General features: G+C 52.1%; 13 protein-coding genes. 9 read left to right on the forward strand and 4 right to left on the reverse strand.

Features of this window, described 5'->3' with window-relative positions; translation table 11 throughout:
• The first annotated feature begins 49 nt into the window (after positions 1-49).
• From VI01_RS05625 to katE, 3 genes are all read left to right on the forward strand, one after another.
• Positions 50-667 (forward strand): LysE family translocator, encoded by a 618-nt coding sequence (locus VI01_RS05625; RefSeq protein WP_369801860.1) that lies wholly within the window; start codon positions 50-52, stop codon positions 665-667.
• Between the two features lie 282 nt (positions 668-949).
• Positions 950-1,960 (forward strand): TIGR04086 family membrane protein, encoded by a 1,011-nt coding sequence (locus VI01_RS05630; protein WP_045814310.1) that lies wholly within the window; start codon positions 950-952, stop codon positions 1,958-1,960.
• Positions 1,961-2,226: 266 nt separating this feature from the next.
• Positions 2,227-4,491, forward strand: coding sequence for a catalase HPII (katE, locus tag VI01_RS05635; protein ID WP_045814311.1), 2,265 nt, complete (start codon positions 2,227-2,229; stop codon positions 4,489-4,491).
• An 83-nt stretch (positions 4,492-4,574) separates the two neighbouring features.
• Here katE and VI01_RS05640 read toward each other — a convergent pair whose 3' ends face one another.
• Positions 4,575-6,935: a membrane-bound PQQ-dependent dehydrogenase, glucose/quinate/shikimate family gene (locus VI01_RS05640; protein WP_045814312.1), complete on the reverse strand. Its 2,361-nt coding sequence runs from the start codon at positions 6,933-6,935 to the stop codon at positions 4,575-4,577.
• A gap of 369 nt (positions 6,936-7,304) precedes the next feature.
• Between VI01_RS05640 and VI01_RS05645 the strand changes: the two genes are divergently transcribed.
• Both VI01_RS05645 and VI01_RS05650 read left to right on the forward strand, forming a co-directional pair.
• On the forward strand, positions 7,305-8,234 hold the full coding sequence (locus tag VI01_RS05645; RefSeq protein ID WP_045814313.1) for an aliphatic sulfonate ABC transporter substrate-binding protein: 930 nt from the start codon (positions 7,305-7,307) through the stop codon (positions 8,232-8,234).
• Entirely contained in the window at positions 8,231-9,550 is a 1,320-nt protein-coding gene (locus VI01_RS05650; protein WP_082082032.1) for an NtaA/DmoA family FMN-dependent monooxygenase, read from the forward strand. The genes VI01_RS05645 and VI01_RS05650 overlap by 4 nt, the downstream gene beginning before the upstream one ends.
• Positions 9,551-9,613: 63 nt before the next feature.
• Here VI01_RS05650 and VI01_RS05655 read toward each other — a convergent pair whose 3' ends face one another.
• Positions 9,614-10,906: a Fic family protein gene (locus VI01_RS05655; protein ID WP_045814314.1), complete on the reverse strand. Its 1,293-nt coding sequence runs from the start codon at positions 10,904-10,906 to the stop codon at positions 9,614-9,616.
• A gap of 281 nt (positions 10,907-11,187) precedes the next feature.
• Here VI01_RS05655 and VI01_RS05660 point away from each other — a divergent pair, with 281 nt between their 5' ends.
• Positions 11,188-12,507 carry an MFS transporter gene (locus VI01_RS05660; RefSeq protein WP_045814315.1) on the forward strand — a complete coding sequence of 440 codons (1,320 nt, stop codon included), beginning with the start codon at positions 11,188-11,190 and terminating at the stop codon, positions 12,505-12,507.
• 3 nt (positions 12,508-12,510) lie between these two features.
• On the opposite strand, the gene VI01_RS05665 is transcribed toward VI01_RS05660, so the two are convergent.
• Entirely contained in the window at positions 12,511-13,143 is a 633-nt protein-coding gene (locus VI01_RS05665) for a DapH/DapD/GlmU-related protein (RefSeq protein WP_045814316.1), read from the reverse strand.
• Between the two features lie 132 nt (positions 13,144-13,275).
• Here VI01_RS05665 and VI01_RS05670 point away from each other — a divergent pair, with 132 nt between their 5' ends.
• Positions 13,276-14,178, forward strand: a complete 903-nt coding sequence (locus VI01_RS05670) for a ParB/Srx family N-terminal domain-containing protein (RefSeq protein WP_045814317.1) — start codon at positions 13,276-13,278, stop codon at positions 14,176-14,178.
• A 62-nt stretch (positions 14,179-14,240) separates the two neighbouring features.
• Here the strand turns inward: VI01_RS05670 and VI01_RS05675 are convergent, their stop codons facing one another.
• Positions 14,241-15,335 (reverse strand): tRNA-dihydrouridine synthase, encoded by a 1,095-nt coding sequence (locus VI01_RS05675; protein ID WP_045814318.1) that lies wholly within the window; start codon positions 15,333-15,335, stop codon positions 14,241-14,243.
• 103 nt (positions 15,336-15,438) lie between these two features.
• Between VI01_RS05675 and VI01_RS05680 the strand changes: the two genes are divergently transcribed.
• Entirely contained in the window at positions 15,439-16,320 is an 882-nt protein-coding gene (locus VI01_RS05680) for a LysR family transcriptional regulator (RefSeq protein WP_045814319.1), read from the forward strand.
• A gap of 71 nt (positions 16,321-16,391) precedes the next feature.
• Positions 16,392-16,937: an NUDIX hydrolase gene (locus VI01_RS05685; protein WP_082082033.1), complete on the forward strand. Its 546-nt coding sequence runs from the start codon at positions 16,392-16,394 to the stop codon at positions 16,935-16,937.
• Positions 16,938-17,002 lie beyond the last annotated feature (65 nt).

Genomic DNA, 17,002 nt, shown 5'->3' on the forward strand with positions numbered 1-17,002 from the left:
TATTCAAAATTATTTAACATATTTAGCCGTTACCCTCATGAACTTGCACGTGCTCGCCTTTATTATTGCGATCTTACCGGTGGCCTTGTCGCCAGGGGCGAGTTTCACCCTCGCGATCAACAACACGCTGGTAGCAGGCACGCGCGGGCTGGCGGCAATTATTCTTGGCACCGCACTGGGTATTTATACCCATGCGCTGCTGATTGGCTTGGGCATCAGCGCCCTGTTAGTGCGATCTCCTATTATCTTTAATCTGTTAAGCGTGGCGGGTGCCGCTTATCTGCTGTGGCTTGGCATACAGCTGTTGCGCCGTGGTCGTCATATTTCCCAACCTGTCGCCTCTTACCGCAGTGCCCGCATGGGGATTAAAGATGCCTGGCTAGCCAATGTGCTCAACCCCAAAGCGGTGATGCTCTATCTCACCGTGGTATCGCAATTCGCCGGGCGCGACCATGCCTTGCTGCATTATCTGTTGCTGGCCTCCATACACGTTGCCATCATGGCGCTGTGGCTGGTCATCATCTGTTTTACGTTGCTGACCTCGGCGCGAGTAATCAATATTCGAAAGCTGTCTATTGCCATCAATATCGGGGGGGGATTGATATTGGTGTTCTTTGCTATCAGCAATTTGGTTCAGCTTTTTATGACATTAAAAGGATTTCCGTGATGATTACAAAGAACAATTTCCGAGGTATTAATAAAAGATAAACGCGTAGTCATTAACCCCTCAAAATCAACCCCACAATTAAGAGCTGACTCACAAAACTACCAATAGCCACCCTTTCAAGGGGTGTCACTCTACTTGAATAAAATATCATTTACTTTTCAAACTTACAGATTGGAAATAATTTCCTCGTAAAAATGATGTGCAATCTTTTTTTAGTCTACCCTCATTTATATCAAGACTGATTCGACGTCATAAAACATTATTTCTTTGAGGAGAATGATGATGCCTGAAACATGGAATAACGATCCCGCGATCGTAACCGAAACGGTTACTGGATTGCCATTAAAACGAATTTCCTGGAGCGCCGTTCTTGCAGGCGTTATTGCTGCGCTTATTGTCCATATATTCCTTGGGTTACTCGGAACCGCAATTGGCGCGACGGTTATCGATCCTCAACAAGATCAAAACCCTCTGGCACACTTAGGTACAGGCGTATTAATTTGGACCGGTTTAAGTATGCTGATTGCCATTGCTGCGGGGAGTTATGTAGCAGGCCGCCTTGCGCAACGTGAAGGTGCGTTGCATGGACTGCTTATGTTTGGTGTGAGCACGCTTATCACGCTTTGGCTGGCTTTCTCGCTTGCCAGCGGAGTGGTAGGAGGTGCCTTCAATATTCTTGGTGCGGGAGCGAATGTTGTTGGAAATGGCCTCTCAGCTGTTGCACCTTCTGTTGCGAATATGGCTAAAGAGAAGTTGCAAGAAAACAACATCAATCTTGATTCGCTACAAAACGAATTACAAACCACCTTGCGCCAAACGGGAAAACAAGAATTACAGCCAGAAAATCTACAACAGGATGTCAATAGTGAGGCTAATGGGGCCAGGCAACAGGCTGCCAATACCGCGCAAAATCCGCAAAATGCCGATACCGATATTATCAACTGGGTACGTGGCGTGATGAGTCGTCACTCTGATACCCTGCAAGCCGCAGATCGGGACGCACTGAAGAACATCATCAAAGCGCGCACCGGAAAAAGCGATCAGGAAGCCGACCAGATTGTGAACCAAACGGTCGAAAGCTATCAAAAAGCCGTTGCACAGTTTCAGCAGTTAAAACAGCAGGCCGAACAGAAGGCTCGTGAGGCCGCAGAGAAAGCCGCCGCAGCCACTGCCAAGGCAAGCTGGTTCACATTCTTTGTATTACTTATCGAAGCGGTTCTGGCAGCTATTATTGGCCGTATAGCTCGACGTACACAACCACGTCAGGTATTAACCCAAAATGTTCACCATTAAGGGAAATGGGTAAAAGCTTTTATCCACTGCCATGGTCTTGTGATGGGCCATGGCAGTCTAATTACTCACTTTGATACTAAAAACAAGCAACACCTGCGCCGCCTGGCTTATTTTTAAATCTCATCGCAAGCGAAACGGTAATTAACCATAAAAATACACTTCTTAAGAAAAATCCTCATAAAACCGATAGGTTAAATAAAACCCAGCCCATTTCTCTAGTTGTCCTATATTTAACGAGGTCTTTAAACATATACTGGAGTGGAACAATGTCGAATGAAACAAATAAAAAAGAACTCAGCCATCGAGCCCCCACTAAAGGGCCAGAATCATCCCAACCCGGTTTAGGATCTTTAGCGCCTGAAGACGGTTCGCACCAACCCCCCGCAGAACCAACACCGCCTGGAAAACAGCCTACCGCACCCGGCAGCCTCAAAACGCCTGAAACCCAAAGCGCCAAACTCCAACAATTGGAGATAAACCGTAAAAACGGTTCTCATCAGGCGCTCACGACGAACCAGGGCACGCGCATTGCCAACGATCAGAACTCATTGCGCGCGGGCACACGTGGCCCCACTTTGCTCGAAGATTTCATCATGCGTGAAAAAATCACGCACTTTGACCATGAACGCATCCCTGAGCGCATCGTTCACGCCCGAGGATCTGCTGCTCACGGCTACTTTCAGCCTTATCACGCGTTAACAGCACTGACAAAAGCGCACTTCCTTTCTGATCCGGAACAAATCACCCCGGTGTTTGTCCGTTTCTCCACCGTCCAGGGCGGCGCCGGATCGGCTGACACCGTGCGCGATATTCGTGGGTTCGCCACTAAGTTTTATACCGATGAAGGGGTTTTTGATTTAGTGGGTAACAATACCCCCGTATTTTTCATTCAGGATGCCCATAAATTCCCGGATTTTGTGCACGCCGTTAAACCTGAGCCGCACAATGAAATTCCTCAGGGTCAAAGTGCACATGACACCTTCTGGGATTACGTTTCCCTGCAGCCCGAGACCTTGCATAACGTCATCTGGGCGATGTCCGATCGCGGGATTCCACGCAGCTATCGCACCATGGAAGGTTTCGGTATTCACACTTTTCGATTGATCAACGCGGAAGGCAAAGCCACTTTTGTCCGCTTCCACTGGAAGCCTGTCGCAGGTAAGGCCTCTTTACTTTGGGACGAGTCGCAGAAATTAACCGGGCGTGATCCAGATTTCCACCGCCGTGACCTTTGGGAGGCGATCGAAGCGGGTGATTTCCCCGAATATGAATTAGGCCTGCAGCTTATCCCCGAAGAGGACGAGTTTAAGTTCGATTTCGATATCCTTGATGCCACTAAACTGATTCCGGAAGAGTTGGTGCCGGTAGAGATCGTTGGCAAGATGGTGCTAAACCGCAATCCCGATAATTTCTTTGCAGAAACGGAACAGGTCGCCTTCCATCCTGGACACATTGTTCCGGGGCTGGATTTTTCCAACGATCCGTTGCTGCAAGGCAGGTTATTCTCGTACACCGACACGCAGATTAGCCGCCTGGGCGGGCCTAATTTCCATGAAATCCCTATCAATCGTCCGGTTTGCCCTTACCATAATTTCCAACGGCAAGGCATGCACCGTCAGGACATTGATACCAATCCAGCAAATTATGAGCCCAACTCGATTAATGATAATTGGCCACGTGAAACACCGCCGGCAGCAGAAGGTGGCGGCTTTGACAGCTATCAGGAGCGAATGGAAGGACATAAAGTGCGGGAGCGCAGCCCCTCCTTTGGCGAATATTACTCTCAACCGAGATTGTTCTGGTTAAGCCAAACGCCTGTCGAGCAGCAGCACATCATTGATGCCTATTCGTTCGAGTTGAGCAAAGTTGCCCGCCCTTACATTCGAGAGCGAGTGGTCGATCATCTGTTGAATATTGATATCGCTTTAGCACAAGGGGTTGCCGATAACCTCGGGATTGCCCTCACGGCTGATCAATTGAAGACGCCGCCCGCACCAGACGTTAATGGCCTGAAGAAAGACAGTAGCCTGAGTTTGTATGCTGTGCCCGACGGTGATATCAAAGGCCGTCAGGTTGCTCTGCTGTTGAGCGATGGCGTGAAATCGGCAGATGTACTGGCCACATTGCAGACACTGAAAACCGCTGGCGTACACACAAAATTACTGGCACCTCATATGGGTCAGATTCGTGCTGATGATGGGTCAGTGTTACCGATTGACGCGACTTTTGCTGGACTACCTTCACTGACATTTGATGCGGTATTTGTCCCAGATGGCAACATTGATGCACTGCTGTTGAGTGGAGACAGTCGCTACTTCTTATTGGAAGCGTATAAACATCTTAAGGTGATTGGCCTCAGTGGAGAGGCTCGTCGTTTTAAGGCGCAATTCGCGCTCAAAGATGATGAAGAAGAAGAAGGGATCGTGGAGGGTGATACTTCCGACGACAAGGTACTGAATGCCTTTGTCGATGCAATGAAGGCTCATCGCGTATGGTCGCGTAGTCAAAAAGCGCTTTCCGTCCCTGCTTGATGGAGTCCTTAAGACAACGGAGAAGCAGCCTTCTCTAAACAAAAAAGCGCACCTTTACAGGTGCGCTCCTTTAAACGACTTCATTACTTCAAACGGAACGCGACCACGCTGTCACCCGCCTGGGTACCCAGCGAACCGTGACCACCCGCCGCGATGACCACGTACTGCTTACCGTCTTTACCCATAAAGGTTGACGGTGTGGCCTGCGCACCCGCGCTCAGCTCGGTCTGCCACAGCAGCTCACCGGTGGTGCTGTCGTAAGCACGGAAGAAGTTATCCGCGGTTGCGCCATGGAACACCAGATCACCCGCTGTCAGCAACGGGCCACCGTGTGCCACCATGCCCATCGGGAAGCCGATTAGGAAACGACCCGGCAGGAAGCTGGTCTTCAGGTTTTTAGTCACACCCACGCGGCGCAACCACTCGGTTTTCCCGGTTTTCAGGTCTACGCCCACCATACGACCCCACGGTGGCGCAATACACGGAATACCCAGGCCAGACGCCAGCTGCTGAATGTGAATCGCGTAGTCACCCTGGAAGTTTTCATTCCAGTATGGCTGGCCATCTTTGGTGAACAGACGCTGCGTTTCGGTCTGCGGCGTACGCTTGATCAGGTTGTATTTGTAGGCCAGGCGCACCGGTGCGGCAATCAGCATCTGACGCTGCGGATCAACCGCCACAGAACCCCAGTTGAACACGCCAATGTTACCCGGGAAGATCAGCGAACCGGCTTCAGTGGCTGGCGTCCATGGGTTGCCATCATAACGCAGCGAACGGAAATCCATGCGGCATGACATCTGGTCAAACGGCGTGATGCCCCACATTGATTTCTCAGTCAGCGGGTCTGGAATGAAGTTCAGGCTCGAAACCGGCTGCGTCGCGGCAAACTTCTCACCCGGCACACCGCCTTCAGTGGACACCTTCACCTGATTAACCGGATACACCGGCTGACCGGTCAGACGATTCAAGACAAACAGGTTGCCGGTTTTAGTTGGCAGGATCACCACAGGCTGTTTCTGGCCCTGATAATCGATATCCAGCAATGACGGCTGCGATGGGTTATCGCGATCCCACAGATCGTGGTTCGAACTCTGATAACGCCATTTGAACGCACCGGTCTGCAGATCCAGCGCCACCAGTGCATCACGGAATTTCTCCGTGTTGCTGTTGGCATCACGTTCGATACCCACTTCATCCGGAGACGCGTTACCAAACGGCACATACACCAGACCATTTTTCAGGTCAGCGCTCAGCGTGCCCCAGGCGACGGGCGTATCCTGCGGATAATTTTGTCCCGCAGCGATTGGCGCAGTATTTTCTGGGTTCGACGGATCGAAATTCCATACCAGACGACCGGTTTCGGCGTCATAGGCACGAATCACGCCAGACGGGTTACCGCTGTTGAAGCCGTTGTCCATGACTGAACCACCGACAATCACCAGTTTGCCCGCCACCAAAGGCGCTGCGGTTTGCATCAACGCATGCGGACGCACTTCGCCCATGTTGGCATGCAGATCCACCACGCCGTTAGTGCCGAAATCAGCACAAGGTTTGCCGGTATCGGCATCCAGTGCAATCAGCTGTGCATCGGTAGTGGCGTTGAAGATGCGCTTACGGCAGATAGCCGGAGCCGCAGCTGAATCTTGCGCAGCAACCGGGCTTTGCTCGTAATAGCTCACACCACGACAGGTCTGGTGCTGCTGCAGGTAAGAACGATCTTTATTTGGTGTGTACTTCCACTTCACCGCACCGGTTTCCGGATCGAGTGCGTGCACTTCGTTATGAGGCGTGCAGAAGTACAACATACCATTGGCTTTCACCGGGGTGGCTTCGAAGGTGTATTCGCTGGCATCCGCATCCTGACGCAAATCGCCAGTGTGATAAGTCCAGGCCACTTCGAGGTTTTGCACGTTCTCTTTGGTGATTTGATTCAGTGAAGAGAAGCGTTGACCGTCAGTGGTCCCGCCGTATGCGGTCCAGTCGTTAGCGGCACCCTGCTCGCTGGCTTGTTCACGCGCATTGCTGATGGTACCCGCTTGCGGCAACGGATCGTAAAAGCACAGACCGATCACCACCACAATCATCACGATGACGGTGCCACCCAGGAAGGAGTGGAAGTGGCGTTCGCCCTGATACAGCGGTTTGACCACCCACGGCATCGCCAGCCACAGGCCGATCACGCCAAACAGATCGCCACGAGGGATCCATTGCCATTTATCAAAGCCCACTTCCCAGATAATCCAGGCCAGGGTAATCCACATCAGAACCGCATACAGCGTCAACGCACTACGCTGGTTTCTGAACAGTAAAATAGCGGTAATCAGCAAGCCCACCGCCATCAGTGCATAGAACGCGCTGCCGCCCAGCATCAGCAATTTTCCGCCCATATAGAGCAGCGCTAATGCCAGAATCGCCAGCACGATACTGGTTAATTTGTTAACCATGCCAATCCCTCAACGTTTTTCATCAATTACCACCCAAAATAAACCTACATAAACTCAACAGAATTTTAACGTACGTTATCGAACAGTAAAAACCCGTTGCTGAGTGTGTCGTTAGCTCCGCTTATGAATGTAGCCGGGCTAATGACTGATGAATCCCGCCGAGTTCAATGTGTGACTGAAATCACGTTTTAATTTTCGTCGTGAGAATTAATCATTAGTGAGGATAAATCGCATTTTTTGATAACGCCCGATGCGTGATATTTTACCCGTTGCGGCTTTTGCGCTCACTGCATAACGTTGCGCGGATTTGTTACTACGCCTGCTGTAGCGGAAAACTTACGCTGTTTTCTTTTTTCTCAGGGAAACACGATGAAAGTTACGCTTATCGCCAGCGCAATGCTGGCCATCACCTTCAACGCTTTTGCTGCCAAAACCGAACTCGTGGTGGGCGATCAAAAAGGCAACGCCCGAGCGGTGATGTCCGCCGCCGGTGAACTCAACAATCTGCCTTATGAGATCAAATGGTACGAATTTCCTAACGCCGCTCCCTTGCTTGAATCACTCAATTCTCAGCATCTGGATGCGGGATTAGTCGGTGATGGTCCGCTGGCTTTTGCGGTAGCGGCAGGCGCTAAAATTCGCGCCATTCAGGCCTCGCAATATCTGGGCAACGGATTGCTGGTCAAAAAGGACAGCACTGTTCGTAACATTGCCGACCTCAGAGGTAAAAAAGTGGCCACGGTGAAAGGCTCATCAGGCCAAAACATGGTGCTCAACGCACTTCACCAGGCCGGATTACCTGATGACAGCGTTAACTTTGTTTTCACCACGCCTGCTGAAGCGACATTAGCACTGGATAACGGCGCAGTGGATGCCGTGGCGACATGGGAACCCTATGTCTCCTTTGCGGTAGCTCAGTCAGGTGATCGCATCGCTATCGACGGTAAGGAGGCCCCCGTCTCCAACTATCTGGTGGCCACCGATAGTGCGATCAGCAGTAAACGCACGGAGCTGAGTGATTTTCGGCAACGCCTGATACGCGCTCGCGCATGGGGCGTGGCTCACCCGCAGGAGTATGCCAATGGCATCGCATCGTTGTTGCGCCTGCCTGATAACGTCGCCCTGAGTAAAGTTCAGCGTGAAAACAATGCCCCGGTTGAAGACTATGCGCTGGTGGCACAGCGCCAGCAGGCCGCCATTGATACCTTCGCGCGCAGCGGATTAATCAAACCCGGCCTGCAAGCAAGCAGCCTGGTTGATGCATCATTCTTTGAAAAACAGGGAGCGTCTAAACCATGATGAATCTGGCGTTGTATCTCGACTCAGGCATTCATCAGGGGGGCTGGCGCCATCCGCAGGCCGCCACGACCGGCGGCCGTAACTGGCCGCTGTACCGTAAAATTGCCCAACGCGCGGAAGCGGCAAAACTCGATATGATTTTTGTGGCGGATAAGTTAGCAATTGATGATGTGTATGGCGGACATCTGGCACATACCGTGCAGCACCGTCAGGTGGGTTGGTCTGAGCCGCTCACCTTACTGGCCGCACTGGCGGCAGTCACCGATCGTATTGGCTTAGGCGGTACGGTCTCCTCCTCCTATTCCGAACCCTATACCACCGCGCGGCAGTTGGCCAACATCGATCACATCAGCAATGGGCGCGCGGCATGGAACGTGGTGACCTCACTTACCCATGCCGAAGCACGTAATTTCGGCCGCAGCCAGCACTTCAGCCATGAGGATCGCTATCGCCGAGCGGCAGAGTTCATCGACGTGATGAAAACCCTCTGGGACAGCTTTGAAGAGGATGCGTTGGTGGTAGATAAAAGCCGCGCACGCTTTGCCGACCCGGCGCGTTTTCATCGCTTCGACCATCAGGGTGAATCGTTTGAGGTGCAGGGTCCCCTAAACCTGCCCCGTCCGCCGCAAGGGCATCCGGTGGTGATTCAGGCCGGTGTTTCTGAGGCTTTTATCGATTTGGCCGCCCAACATGCAGAGATGCTGTTTGTGGTGCAACCTAACCGGGAACGCGCGCAGCAATTTTATCAAACCCTCAAAGAACGTGCGCAACACTACCATCGCCAACCCGATCAACTCCGTGTCATGCCGGGTTTAGTGCCCATTGTTGGCCACAGCGAACGGGATGCCAGCGATCGTGCTGAATATCTCAAATCACTGATCACCGTGGAATCCGGCCTTAGTTTTGTCTCTGCCAGCATGAATATCGACCTGTCACAGTATCCGGTGGATGGACCGGTGCCCGATTTGCGTGAACAGATCACCGGCAGTAAAGGCCGTTTCCAATATGTCATTGCCAGCGCGATCGAGCAAAATCTGACGCTTGGCGAGATGGCGAAACGTTATGCGGAGAGCCTGTCGTTCCCTTCACCCACTGGCACGGCGGATCATATCGCGCAGCAGATGATCGATTGGTATCAACATCAGGCTTGTGATGGGTTTGTCATTCTCCCCACCTATATTGATGAAAATGAAGATCTATTCCTCAGCCAGGTGGTACCGCGTTTGCAAGATGCAGGGGTGTTTCATCAGGATTATGCTGCGGGCACACTGCGCGAACGTTTAGGTCTTGCTAAGCCGGCTAATCGCTTTCATTGATACGTTCGCTGATGATCGCAAGCAATCGCAAAAGTTATGCTTTTTGCGATTACTTGCGATATCTCAACGTTTTTTCAGCCACTCTTTGAGTTTCCATAAGGAGACCGGCGCTTGATACACCGTGCCCTTACCCTCTTTGATCGGTCTCAATAAGCCTTGATCGGCCAGATTTTTTAACCGACTGCGCGCGGTATTATCTGCGATACCGAGTCTTGCTTTGACCCCTGCGGCGCTCAACAGCGAACCCGGCGCATGCAGCGCAATCGCCATGATATCCAGCTCACCTTTCGCCAACGACATATTCTCTTCGACCCAATGCACCAGGCGCGCCCGTTCCTGATGCAGCGTGGTAATTTGCTCTGTGAAAGCGTGCACCGCGCGCATGACGACTTCACATTGGAATTGGACAAAATAAGTAAGATCAAGCTCGTCCGTTTCGCTGTAGAGGTAAGACATTCCGTATTTAACGGCGGCAGCCTTGAGGAGTTTACTGATCGAAATATAGCGAAAGGCGTGATAGCCACGACGGATCAAATGATGATAGAACAAGCCACGAGCCGTACGTCCATTACCATCATTGAAGGGATGAATGTAACCAATGGCAAAATGCAGAATACACGCGACCAGCAACGGGTGTGTCTCCTGCTGTTCAAGAAACTCAACTTCAGCGCATAACTCATCCAGCATGCCATTCAATGCGGCATAATCGGGCGGTTGATGAATGATGTCGCCATCTCGCCCGGCGACAAATACGTCATTGTTGCTGCGCACTTCCCCGGGCCGATATTTTTCGTCATTGATGCCGGAACAGGCGATGTGATGCATATGCAGGATATCGGCGCGGGTCAGCGGCCCCTCGCCCATTGCGGCAATATGCTGCATCAGCCGCCAATTCCCCATGATCATGCTCTCATCTTCGTTGCGGGGCTCCCTTCCTACCGCCAGTAATTCCATGGCCACCCGCGAGGTGGTTGCGGCCCCTTCAAGCTGGCTGGAAGAAATCGCCTCTTCCATGATCAATTGGGACATCAGGTAGGAAGCCGCGTCTTCATCAGTCGGCTCACCGTTGCGCGCAAAGGTCATGCGATCAACCAGAGAAATGGCCGCGTTAATTTTGGCGGTAAAGTTGCAACTCACTTCCTGTGACGCAATCACGAAGTGCTGAGCACTACTCTGTCGTTTAAATTTTAACGCGCTCCACGCGGCCAATCGTTCATCAGCATCCCGGATACGACGGCTAAGCTCGTCGAAATGCAGATAACGCATATCCCACTCAGCATAGCGGCTTAGCAGTTCCACTGTCTCAGCGTGGGTCTGGGTATCAAGCAGTTGTTTGGGTGGGCGGCGTAATCTCATCTCAAGCAATCTCAAAAATAGTCACTTTTGAGTTTACTTGAGAGAGTGCGCGGTTACCAATATTGCATTCATTTAAAAATGAAAAATTGATGACTCCCCGCACTATAAAAGAACGCTTATGTGATCATGCTGGTGCAAAGAGTCTAACCATGAGCAACCTGTTGATCACCCTTATTACATTTGGGGCTTTCCTTGCAGACTCTCACTAGTTGTTAGCAGCCTTACCATTTTGGCATCAGCTTTGCTTAATGATTTCTGTGTTCTTTTTCAGGAGTCGCGCTATGCAAGCATCCTCTACTCGCTACACAATTTTTTCACTGCTGTTTTTGATCGCGCTGATTAACTACGTTGATCGCGGCGCGCTCTCTTTTGCTGCTAACGCCATCTCCCAAGAGTTTCATTTCAGCAAAGTCCAACTGGGCGCGGTGCTGAGTTATTTCGGTTTCGGTTATCTGTTTGGCTCGCTGTGTGGTGGTTTTCTTGCCGACCGACTTGGTACTAAAAAGGTGTGGCTGATGGCGGGCATCCTGTGGTCGTTGCTGGAAATGGCTACTGCATGGGCCGGAGAAGTCGGCATGGCCATATTTGGTGGTTCAGCCATTATGGGGTTTGCCGCGTTACGAATCCTGTTTGGTTTTTCCGAAGGTCCAGCCTATGCGCTGATGAACAAAACCATTGCTCACTGGGCGCCAGATAATGAACGCGGTTTTGCCTTGAGCATCGGTTTGCTGAGCACCCAGGTCGGTTCGCTGTTAACGGCCCCGATTGCCGTAGGACTGCTGCTGTTAACCAACGACTGGCGGATGATGTTTATTCTGCTGGGTGCTTTCTCTCTGCTGGCCATGCTGTTGTTTGCGCGTAACTTTACTGACACGCCGCTGTTGCACCCGCGCGCCAACGTGGCTGAACGGCAGCTGATTATCAATGGACAAAAGCGTGAAAACCAACATGACGGCGCGCTGCCATGGTGGCGCTTCTTCACCAGCCGTACCCTGGTGTGCAACGCGCTCGGTTATTTCAGCTTCCTCTATATCACCTTCACCCTGGTGACCTGGTTGCCTAAATATCTGCAGGATAACTTCCACTACGATCTGCATTCGTTATGGTACGTGGCAATGATTCCGTGGAGCGGTGCCTGCTTCACTGTCCTGCTCGGCGGGCGTATTGCCGATCGACTGCTGGCACGCTTTAACAATCTTCGCCTCGCAAGGAACGTCTTTGCGGCCATCACGCTCTGCGCGACCGCCTGTTGTTTTATGGCGATTCCATGGATGAGTTCAGCGACAGGTATCATCGCACTGATGACGCTGGGTAACGCGCTCAATGCGCTGGTGAATAACGTGTATTGGTCTGTAGTGATTGATGTGACGCCGAAGGCCTCAGTAGGTGCTTATAGCGGCATGACGCTGGCGATTGCCAATCTCGCCTCGATCATCTCTCCAATGTTGTGCGGTTGGTTAGCGGAATATTACGGTTACAACGCGATGTTCACCGTCACCGCCTGCATAGCTTTTGGCAGTATGCTGGCGATGACGCTGTTGCAACCCGAGAAACGCCTGCAGTCCGATGCACCGGCAGTAGCAGCACCGCAGGCGATGTAGTTTCTATACCGCGTGCCGCTGGCAGAACGCAGCAATGTCTGGCGACTGGAAGTCCGCCAGATGTGCCATCAGTTTCTCCAGCGGCCAATTCCACCACGCAATCGCCTGCAACTGAGCCGCGATGTCCGGCGTGAAACGGCCACGAATGGGTTTCGCAGGCACGCCGCCAACAATGGTGTAAGGTGCCACATCTTTAGTGACCACCGCGCCAGCAGCCAATACCGCACCATCGCCGACGGTCACGCCCGGCAATACAATCACGCCATGACCGATCCACACATCGTTGCCGATGATGACGCGGTCCTCTCGACGGTTGGCAAAAAAACCCGCATCACGCTGTGCCTGAGGGTCATAATATTCCGGGCAGTAGGTAAAACGATGCTGGGAGGCGCGATCCATCGGATGATTCGGTGCCCCAATACGCACCTGATTGGCAATCGCGGTGAAACGTCCAATCTGCGCATCAGCGACACAACAGTGCTCGCCCAGGTAAGAAAAATCACCCAATTCGCTATATTCAAGATAACTTTCGGCGAGAATCTCACATTGCTGACCAATGTGGGTTTCGCGCATACGCACGCTAGGATCGATGACGGTGTGTTGCAGTTTAGCCGGTTGGACAGCGGCAAGGGCCATAGCAAGCTCCAATGTGGTCAGAGGTCTGGATAACGGGATGTATCAGGTCAACGGCGAAGCACAACACTAAAGCGGCAAGATGACAGAAATGCTATCGTAGCGGCTTCGTTATCGGCCATTTAAGGAAAGGGAATGAGAACACCGTGGTCACTGTTAGCACTATTGTGGTCTTCTGGTCAGGCGTCAGCGGCACTGCCTGCTGATATCAAAGCGGGTGATATCGTGCAGGTGCAGTTATCACAATTGCATCCCACGCAAGCCGCGATTGGGTACCGCCAGTTGGATTACAAACTGCACCGTTACCAGGCCGATCCCAAAAAGCTGTTCGATGATTTTTGTGAAAGCATGGGACAGAAAGGCGTAGACAAGTTCAACAGCAAATCACGCATCTCAGATCCAGACAGCTTCACCTGTAAAACCCCGGTGGGTGCGCAGCCAGGACCGATGAAAACCGCCGTCATCGCCCCGGATAATGCACTCTACCTCACGGATGGTCACCACACTTTCAGTAACTTTGCTGACATTGGTGGCTTGAAAACACGCGTGCAGGTGCGCATCACCAATGATTTCCGCAATCTGAAAACCATGAGTGCTTTCTGGCAGCAAATGGAGGCCGCGCATCTGGTCTGGCTGGATACGCCCAAAGGCAAAATCACCCCGCATGACCTGCCGAAAGAACTCGGCCGTAAATATATGCAGGATGACGAATATCGTTCGCTGGTCTATTTCGTGCGCGATATCGGCTTCGAGAAAGAGGACAATCCCCCGCCGTTCCTTGAATTCTATTGGGGTAAATGGCTGGAGACTGAGCTGCCGCTGAAATCATTCGATCTGCACGATCGCAAAGGTTATGGCAAAGCAGTGAGTGCTATTGCCGAAAAAATCACGGATATTCCCAAAGACACGGTAATTGCGCAAAGCGATAGCGGTGCGCTGACCGCTGAAAAGCTCGGCGCAATGAAAAAGGTGAACGAGAAGAAATTGGACAAGCTGATTTCTGAAGATGGCAAATTGGGTTGGGCGTTCAAACAGTAATGGCAAGCACGGGGTGTGCATTACACCCGTGCTTATCACCCTCTTTTAGCGCGGTTAAATAATTACACCAACTCGCAATCCTTCACATCTGCTGAAGGAGCTAATAGATTTTTATCGAACTCACGCAATGGCGCTGTATCACGGATACGCATCGGCCAGTCAGGATTGGCCAGCGCGCTTTTACCCAGCGCCACAAAATCAGCCCCCTGCTCCAGTGCCTGTGAGGCACGATGGCAGTCTGACAGCGAGCCATTTGCCACAATGGTCAGACTGGGTGCCACCTCGCGAGCAAGCTGCACCAGCGAGCGTGCATTGTCAGTAAACGCGGGTTGCAGCGCATCATATTCGGTGAGGTGCAGGTAATCAATGCCCGACTCCGCTAACAGACGGAACACCTGCTTTGCGCCCGCTTCCCCTTCCCGCCACTTATGGTGGAAATCATTCACTTTACCCTGTGAAATACGCACACCTAAGGTGACATCCTGACCAATGCGCTGGCGTACCGCTCGGATCACCGCCAGGGTCAGCGACAAGCGTGCTGTGATATCGCCGCCCCAGCGATCGTGACGCTGATTGGTGTAATCCGTGAAGAATTGATCGAGCAGATAGCCATTCGCACCATGAATTTCAATGCCATCAAATCCGGCTACACCAATCGCGCGCGCGGCAGTCTCGGCAAAACTGTCAATTGCCTGCTGAATCTGCTCCTCGCTCATTTCTGTCGGCAACGCATAGTCGCCATGACCATGGTAAAAGCCCAGCTGTTCTCCGCGCGGTTGCACGGCTGAGGGGGCAAGGGTATCGCGTCGGTAGATATTGCCCTGGGAAATCGCGCCTGCATGCATCAGTTGCGCGATGATTTTGCCGCCATGCTGATGCACAGCATCCGTAATGGCACGCCAGCCCGCGACCTGTCGGCTATTGACCAAACCAGCCTGGAACGCGTAAGTCTGCGACCAGGCTTCATCGATATACAATCCTTCCGTAATGATGGTGCCAAAACCGCCGCGAGCGAAACGGGTGTAATAGTGCTTCATACGCTCGCCTGGCACGCCATCCACCGTGGCAGAGATGCGTGTCATGGGCGCAACCATGATGCGATTCTTCAATGCGAGGCGATTTAACGTGCCGCTCTGAAATAAGTGTTTATCGGCCATTTTGCCTTGTGCTTCCTGATTATCGTCAGTGCGCAGTATAGTGTGTCGCATTAAGCGCAAAAATGGCCAAAGATGATACGTCTGTATAACGGAAATCGTTAAGATGAATTCCAAAGATATTGAGGTTTTCCTGATGGTGTCGCAAACACGTAGCCTGACGCAGGCAGCACGTCGGCTAAATACCACGCCGATGACAGTGTCGCGGCGGCTGGCCTCGCTGGAGGAAGATCTCGGCGTGCGTCTGCTGCACCGCACCACCCGCGCTATCGCGCTAACGGTAGAGGGGGAAGAGTTTCTGCCTTACGCTAAATCACTGGCGGAAACCGAGCAGAGCGCACGCAATCTGTTTTCCCCACACCAGCAAGGTGCGACCGGGCAACTGCGTATTACGGCACCTTCAGGATTTGGCCGTCGCACCATCATCCCTTTGTTACCTGCTTTAATGGAGGCGAACCCCGAACTGCGCATTGAATTTCAGCTCAGTGATGATGTGACCGATCTGGTGGGATTGGGCTACGATGTCGCCATTCGCATTGCACCGCTGCGTGACTCCCGTCTGGTTGCTCATCGTCTTGCTGACAACCCGCGTATGCTGTGCGCCTCCCCCGATTATCTGCAACGCTTTGGTACGCCTCAGACATTGAATGATCTTCACAGGCATAACTGCCTGCGACTTTCCGGTGTGGTGCAGTGGAGCTTTATCATTGATGGACATATTTCCAGCTTGAGCGTGGAGGGGCGTTTTAGTGGCAGTAACGTAGAGGGTGTGCGTACACTCTGTGTGGCCGGCAGCGGCATTGCGCAGTTATCCGAGTGGGACATAAGGGAAGAACTGGCGGCAGGCACACTGGTTGCCATCGATCTACTCGATGCCCAACCACAGATGCTCGGTGTTTGGGCGCTGTTCCCTACCACGCGACAATTACCCGCACGCGTGACGGTATTTCTTAATGCGCTGAAACAAGTAATGGACAAAAACAGATAAATACCCTGTTCTCGCGCCGCCGTTATAGGCTTAAATCATTGATTCAATGATTCACTTCATGGAGGCCCATCTTGAAACCTGAAATTCACACCCTCGCATCGACAGAAATCTATCGCAATCGCTGGATGACCCTTAAAGAAGATAAAATTCAACGGGCGGATGGCAGTGAAGGCATCTACTCAGTGATTGAAAAGAACGATTTTGTGGTGATTCTTCCGGTAGAACAGGACAGTATTTTCGTGGTGGAGCAGTACCGTTATCCCATCAGTGAACGCACCATTGAGCTTCCTCAGGGCAGTTGGGAACTCGACCCTGGCGCCACACCCGAAGCGCTGGCCGCTGGCGAGTTGCAAGAAGAGACCGGGTTAATTGCCGATCGCTGGCAGTATGTTGGCTATCAAAAACTGGCACAGGGATATTCAGCGCAGGGATACCACATCTACCTTGCCAGCGAGTTGCGCTATCAGGGACAAAGCCTGGATGCGGAAGAAGTTGGGCTGACCGCGCGAAAAATGAAGATCAGCGAGTTTCTGCAACTGGTGTTGGCAGGGAAAGTCACCGATGCCACCTCCGTGACCGCGTTTTTGCTGGCGCGGGCGAAAGGGTTGATAGATTAATTAAAAGTTAAGTTTGAGGCGCCGTTTATGAATAGCGAACTGATGAAGCTATTGCGTGTTACTCC

The sequence above is a fragment of the Pantoea sp. SM3 genome, from assembly GCF_000963995.1.
GTDB lineage: Bacteria > Pseudomonadota > Gammaproteobacteria > Enterobacterales > Enterobacteriaceae > Pantoea > Pantoea rwandensis_B.